Source organism: Idiomarina sp. UBA4206, assembly GCF_002383015.1.
Classification (GTDB): domain Bacteria; phylum Pseudomonadota; class Gammaproteobacteria; order Enterobacterales; family Alteromonadaceae; genus Idiomarina; species Idiomarina abyssalis.
This window is the reverse complement of the sequence record NZ_DFTS01000071.1, coordinates 1,536-7,779: the sequence shown is the minus strand read 5'-3', so window position 1 is coordinate 7,779 and position 6,244 is coordinate 1,536. Positions and strand designations below refer to the sequence as shown.

The window sequence follows — 6,244 nt, the reverse complement described above, 5'->3', positions numbered from 1 at the left end:
TTATTGCGGCGGCAATTTCCGGCGGAATTTTTGGTGACCATGCCTCACCCATTTCAGATACCACCATTATTGCGTCCATGGCGTCGGGCGTTGAGCATATTGACCATGTTCGCACGCAGTTGCCTTATGCGTTGCTGGCCGGGTTAGGCGCAACCGTGGCTTATGCAATAACGGGTATGCTTATTTAGCGTTAACTTTGGCAGACTTGCGGCGGGCGCGGGAAAAGCGTCGTAAAATATCGCCGCATTCTTCTGCCAGTACGCCGCTTTGAACCTCAACTTTGTGGTTCATCGATGCGTGATTAATGACATCAATGGCGGTGCCGGTAGCGCCGGTACGAGGGTCGGTGGCGCCAAAGACTAAACGCTTAACACGGGCATGGGTTATCAGACCGGCACACATGGCGCAGGGCTCTAAAGTGACGTACAGCGTAGAGTTGACCAACCGATAGTTATCGATAGCCTGACCTGCTGCGCGAATAGCCTGAGCTTCGGCATGGGCAGAAGGGTCGGACAAAGAAATTACCTGATTGTAACCTTCGCCAACAATTCTTCCGTCCATGACCAACACCGCGCCAACGGGCACTTCGTCGGCTTTTTGCGCTTGTTCAGCAAGCTCTAATGCTCGCTGCATGTAGATTTCATCGGTTGTCATGGCGGCGATTTTAGCGCAGGATATTACCCAGTACCAGAACAACAATCCGCACCTATGCAGGAGAGAATAATGAAAAAGCTCGTTATTAGCTTGATGCTGGCCAGCAGCTTTGGTTTTAGCGCACAAGCGGCGGCGCAACAGTCGCCGGTAAAAGTCAGCAGTGATTTAGAAGCTCAGGTTATTGAATGGCGCCGCCATATTCATGCTAACCCTGAACTGAGTAACCGTGAGTTCGAAACCGCAAAAATGGTGGCTGAGCATTTACGTTCTCTGGGCATGGAAGTGGAAACCGGTGTGGCGCATACCGGAGTTGTGGGCCTGCTTAAAGGCGGTAAACCCGGCCCTACCATTGCGCTGCGCGCCGATATGGATGCACTGCCGGTCACTGAACAAACCGACGTGCCGTTTAAGTCGACGGTAAAGTCTGAGTATCGCGGTAACGAAGTGGGTGTCATGCACGCCTGCGGCCACGATACCCACGTAGCTATGTTAATGGGCGCTGCCGAAAAGCTGACTGAAATGAAAGACGAGTTAGCCGGTAACGTGATGTTTATTTTCCAGCCGGCAGAAGAGGGGGCGCCTGAAGGTGAAGAGGGCGGTGCTGAGCTGATGCTGGAAGAAGGTTTGTTTGCGGACAACAAGCCCGAGAAGGTTTTTGGCATTCATGTTTGGGCAGGCTTTCCGACAGGGCATGTGGGTTATCGCAAAGGCCCGTTGATGGCTTCTTCTGACCAGTTTGAAATTAAAGTCAAAGGTAAGCAGACACATGGTTCAACCCCCTGGGGCGGTGTGGATCCTATTGTGACTTCAGCGCAAATTATTAATAACGCACAAACCATTATTAGTCGCCAGACCAATATTACTAAGGCACCGGCGGTATTGTCCTTTGGTATTGTTGAAGGTGGTGTGCGTAACAACATCATTCCCGATGAAGTCACCTTAATTGGTACTATCCGCAACTTTGACATGGATATTCGTTCGGATATTCACGATAAACTGAAGCTGACTGCGGAAAAAACGGCAGAGGCTAATGGTGCTGAAGCCCATGTTCACGTAGATCTGGGTTACCCGGTAACCAGCAACGATGCAGACTTAGTTGAGCAGATGTTGCCGGTAACTAAAGCGGTTGCCGGTGCCGATAAAGTGCAGGAAGTGCCATTAGTAACTGGTGCGGAAGACTTCTCTTATTATGCACTGGAAGTACCGGGCATGTTCGTATTCTTAGGTGTTACGCCTCCGGAGCGTGATATGGCCAACGAGCCCAGTAACCATTCGCCGCACTTCTATGCCGACGAAGACGCGCTGAAAACCGGTACTGAGCTTTATGTGAATTGGGCACTGGAATCACTCTAATATGCCGAAGTCTGCAGTATCGCTGTTCGCTTTTTTGCTGCTTGCCGTTAGCTTAATAACGGCCTGCAGTCCTCAAACCCGCCCCGATGCCATGACCGTTGTTAAAGAACGTCAGGTATTGCGGGTGGGAACCTTAATGAACCCCACCAGCTATTATTTTGACCACGACCGTGAGCAAGGTTTTGAATACGACTTAGCGAAACGCTTTGCTGATCGCTTAGGTGTTGAGCTGGAAATGGTGCCGCGGTTTGATGTGAATGATCTCTTCACTATGTTGCGTCGTGGCGAAATTGATATTGTCGCAGCCGGGATTGACCGAACCTCAACACGGGCTCGTTTGTTTCGTTTTGGCCCTCCGTACGATGTGATTAGCCAGAAAGTGGTTTTTAAGCAGGGCTCGCGGCAGCGTCCACGTGACTTGCAGCAAATTACTGATGGCGAAATTGTGGTGGTGGAAGGCAGTTCGCACCACGAGTTTTTGAAAAGTTTAGGCGACAGCATTCCTACCCTGAACTGGCGCGCAACTCGTGACCATGATGCGGTAGAGTTGCTGCAAATGGTGATTAACGAAGAAACTGACTACACCATAACGGACAGTACGGCACTGGATATCCAACGGCGTTTTCATCCGGACTTAAGCGTGGCGTTTACCGTAAAGCATGATCAGGACATTGCCTGGGCTCTGCCGCAAGGCGACGATGATTCGCTCTTTGCTGCTGTGGTGGAATACTTTGGTGAAATTCGTGCAAGCGGTCGGCTGGCTCATATTAAAGAGCAGCACTTTGGCCACGTAAAACAATTTAATTATGTGACCACCAGCTTATTTATTGAGGCGGTAGATAAAATATTACCGATTTACCAGGAAACCTTTAAAGAACATTCTGGTTCGCTTGACTGGCGCCTGCTGGCGGCAATTTCTTATCAGGAGTCATTATGGAACCCGCGTGCCGTATCGCCCACCGGCGTTAGGGGCATGATGATGCTAACCCTGCCTACAGCCAAGGCTATGGGGGTTAAGAGCCGTTTGAACGCAGAGCAGAGTATTCGCGGTGGTGCCCGTTATTTGGAACGCATGCTGAACCGGGTTCCGGCAAGAATTCCGCAACCGGACAGGACATGGTTCGCATTAGCTGCCTATAATATAGGCTTCGGGCATTTAGAAGATGCACGGATAATAACGGAGCGTCAGGGCGGCAATCCGGACCGTTGGGTTGATGTGAAGAAGCGTTTACCCCTGCTTCGGCAAAAACAATTTTACCGTCATACCCGCTACGGCTTTGCGCGCGGAGATGAACCGGTAACTTATGTTGGAAACATTCGTCGTTTTTACGACACACTAAAATATCTTGATGAGCAAGGACGGCTTTAGCCTGATGTTTACATCAGGAAAGCAGTAAACGTATAGGAACGAAAATAGATGAACAAGAAGACAATAGCTGCGGCAGCAATGGCCCTCACACCGATGTTTGCCGCAGCTCAAAGCTTGGGTGACAGTATTGAACTGTCTGTAGAGAACCAGATTATAGAAGCTATGCTTGCCGAGCGTTTGTCGTCCGCTAACAGTTACCGGCTGACCTTTGAGAACGCATCGGGTGACACTTACCATTTAGGCTTTTTACATCAACGTGGTGACAATCAGCTTATCTCAATTACTCATCCGCAACTTGGCTCTGTCATTATTCGCCGAGTGGATGGTAAAACCGTTACAGAGAACACGAATCTGCCGCCGGCTGAGCCTAAGCGCCGGTTCACCGAGCATCAGAAGGCATTAAGTCTTGATGCCAGAGCTTTACCTGTACCTTCAAAATCGAACTCTGTAGCGCTTTCACCTGAAAAGCCAGAAGAAGTACAAGAATTTGATGACTCACTCGACGTGTTGTTTGTGTATGACGACCGTTTAGTCAGTTATGCCGAAGAGAACGATTACGATTTGGAACTGGCTATTCAAGGTGCAGTAGACACCAGCAATAGTATATTTCAACGCTCTGGTGTTCCGGTAACCATGACTGTTGCCGGAATGGAGCCGTTTCGCCCCGAAAGCACTACCGACTTCCCTAATGAAAACCCGGATCCCTTATTGGATGAGCTTATCGACGACCAAAGAATGGTTCGTTTAATAGACCGATATCAAGCCGATGTGGTGCATTTTATCGGGGCTGATAACCCGGACGTATGCGGAATTGCATTTAGAGCTTCTGACTTTAGTACCAGTAACAACCGGGTGAGCTTTGTCAGCGGTGGTGCCAATGCCGGTTATACGGCATTAAGTTGTATGGGAACAGGGACGGTTGCGCACGAAGTGGGTCATAACTTCGGCCTGCGTCACGATCGTTACACATTGGCTGATAACGCCAGCGGTGGCGAAGGTGACCAGGAAGACTTTCATATTCCTTATGGTTTTATCGACGGGCAGGGACGTTTTTATACGACCATGTCTTATGGTTCTGTGTGTCGTAGCGAATTCAGTGAAGGCGAGTGTGTCAGTGAAGCTGCCTACTCAAGCCCGGACTTAGTTGATGGAAACTATGGTGTGCCACTGGGTAAAGCGGCTTCTGAAATTGATGCAGCCGATGCCAGCCTGGCGGCTCAGCGCAGCAGTATTATTTGGGCAAATAACAGTTCACGCACCAATATTGACAGTATGCAGGTTGAGCGTATTGGGAATGATTCTCTGACGTTCAGTTGGCCGCGCGTTGAGAACTCTGATAAGTATGTTATTGGCGCCGGAGCTTGTGAAGGGTATACCGGTATATCACAACAAGCGTTGTTAGATGACGCAGGTGTTTCCGATAATACCGTTAGCTACGCGGCGAGCTCTCTTCCTGACAGCATTTGTGTTATTGCCGTTGAAGAAGTTAACGCTAATGCGGCACGTTGGCGCTTTGTGAGTAACGCGAGTTTTAGCGGGGACTATACGGACGCCTCGGCTGATTACTTATTAGTTGATGAAAATGTATTAAGCCTTGCAGAGGCAGGTGATGAAGCTGTTATAGCTGTTAATTTGTCCGATCCAGAAACCGCAAATGAATCAATTCAGCTGGCTCTGCCCGTGACAGCCAGCGGCACAGACGTTAGTCAACAAATTGGTATCGACAATGCGGCTGAGTGGTTCAGTTGGGAAGTGATTGGTGATAGTAGCGTCAGAATTATGACCATAACGTTAAAACAGTCGCTTGCTGATATTAGCGCAGGATTAGACAAAAACAATGTGCATAATCCGTATCATCTTCCTTTGAAAGTGGTGAATACCGATGCACCTGATTTCTCTGTTTCTACTGGGGTTTGGATAGATCCATCCAGCACGCTTGGCGGATCTGCACAGGTATTTGTTAGTCAGGGAGAAAGCATTGGCGAACTGTTAGCCGTGAATTCTGCGGTGAGTGTTTATAATGTCCCTAACGACGTTGTTATCAGCGTGGAAGAACCGGAAGGCTTCATTTCAAACTTTAGCGCTACGGAAGTTGACCCTGAAGTTGAAGGTGAGCGTCGAATTCAGCTGTCGGGCGATACACCGATGGTAGATGAAGCGTTATCTGTACCACTGCGTGTTGACTTTAGTGACGGCAGCGAAAGTGTAACGGTCTCACTAACTGTTGAGCCAAGAGCAATAGCTCCAGGTATTAGCGGTTTCCGTGCCAGCAATACTGTAGAGGGTCAGACAGTGTCGTTAACCGCTACTGTAACTGACGAGGATGATAACCTGGACGCATCCAGCATTGAGATTGTCCGGGTAAATAGTGATGGCAGCGAAACCGAAGTTTCTAATGTCAGCCTATCCGGCGATACGGTTACGGCGTCTGTTGGAAGCTTGTCTGCCGGTCAATATCAGTATCGACTGAGTGCAAGCGACACCGAAGGTAACAGCGAGAGTGACAGCGTTAACTTCACGGTAAGTGCAGCGCCGTCAGAAAGCAGTAGCGGCGGACACGCCGGCTGGTTGGTTTTATTGGGGCTTATCGCTCTGGGGCTACGCAAACGCGTAGCCTGATACTACTGGAATTGCAGCTCTTTGTAACTGAAGTTAGCTTTAACTTCTTTTTGCATCCATTCCAGCATAACAAAGCAGCGTGATTCACCATCCAGCTTGACAATTTTGGCAAGGAACCCACGGAAGGGACCTTGCTGAATTTCGACGGTGTCGCCCACTTGGGGGGCTTGCTCGTCGGTTAGTTGATCTACGCCCCGCATTTGGTCTATCCAGCTTTGAGGGACTTTTGGAATGTTATCGCCAAAACGT

The 6,244-nt window shown here is 49.5% G+C and carries 6 protein-coding genes; 4 read left to right on the top strand and 2 right to left on the bottom strand.

The window, feature by feature from the left end; translation table 11 throughout:
* Positions 1 to 188 (top strand): Na+/H+ antiporter NhaC family protein (locus tag B3180_RS13975; RefSeq protein WP_286845113.1); only part of this gene is annotated, 188 nt, incomplete at its 5' end.
* On the opposite strand, the gene tadA is transcribed toward B3180_RS13975, so the two are convergent.
* A complete protein-coding gene (gene tadA, locus B3180_RS13970; RefSeq protein ID WP_286845111.1) occupies positions 181 to 654 on the bottom strand; it encodes a tRNA adenosine(34) deaminase TadA in 474 nt (157 codons plus the stop codon). The two genes, B3180_RS13975 and tadA, sit on opposite strands and share 8 nt — an antisense overlap.
* Positions 655 to 723: 69 nt before the next feature.
* On the opposite strand from tadA, the gene B3180_RS13965 reads away from it, so the two are divergent.
* The 3 genes from B3180_RS13965 to B3180_RS13955 are packed head-to-tail and all read left to right on the top strand — an operon-like array spanning position 724 to position 5,995.
* Positions 724 to 2,007: an amidohydrolase gene (locus B3180_RS13965; protein WP_271331933.1), complete on the top strand. Its 1,284-nt coding sequence runs from the start codon at positions 724 to 726 to the stop codon at positions 2,005 to 2,007.
* A 1-nt stretch (position 2,008) separates the two neighbouring features.
* On the top strand, positions 2,009 to 3,376 hold the full coding sequence (mltF, locus tag B3180_RS13960; protein WP_278358202.1) for a membrane-bound lytic murein transglycosylase MltF: 1,368 nt from the start codon (positions 2,009 to 2,011) through the stop codon (positions 3,374 to 3,376).
* Between the two features lie 48 nt (positions 3,377 to 3,424).
* Positions 3,425 to 5,995 carry a zinc-dependent metalloprotease family protein gene (locus B3180_RS13955; protein WP_286845108.1) on the top strand — a complete coding sequence of 857 codons (2,571 nt, stop codon included), beginning with the start codon at positions 3,425 to 3,427 and terminating at the stop codon, positions 5,993 to 5,995.
* A gap of 2 nt (positions 5,996 to 5,997) precedes the next feature.
* Here the strand turns inward: B3180_RS13955 and nusG are convergent.
* Positions 5,998 to 6,244: transcription termination/antitermination protein NusG (gene nusG, locus B3180_RS13950; protein ID WP_349677624.1), on the bottom strand; the 247-nt coding region annotated here is incomplete at its 5' end.

Excerpts from the sequence above, each read along its gene's own strand:
- tadA (WP_286845111.1), bottom strand. The coding sequence starts at position 654 with ATGACAACCGATGAAATCTACATGCAGCGAGCATTAGAGCTTGCTGAA.
- B3180_RS13965 (WP_271331933.1), top strand. The coding sequence starts at position 724 with ATGAAAAAGCTCGTTATTAGCTTGATGCTGGCCAGCAGCTTTGGTTTT.
- mltF (WP_278358202.1), top strand. The coding sequence starts at position 2,009 with ATGCCGAAGTCTGCAGTATCGCTGTTCGCTTTTTTGCTGCTTGCCGTT.
- B3180_RS13955 (WP_286845108.1), top strand. The coding sequence starts at position 3,425 with ATGAACAAGAAGACAATAGCTGCGGCAGCAATGGCCCTCACACCGATG.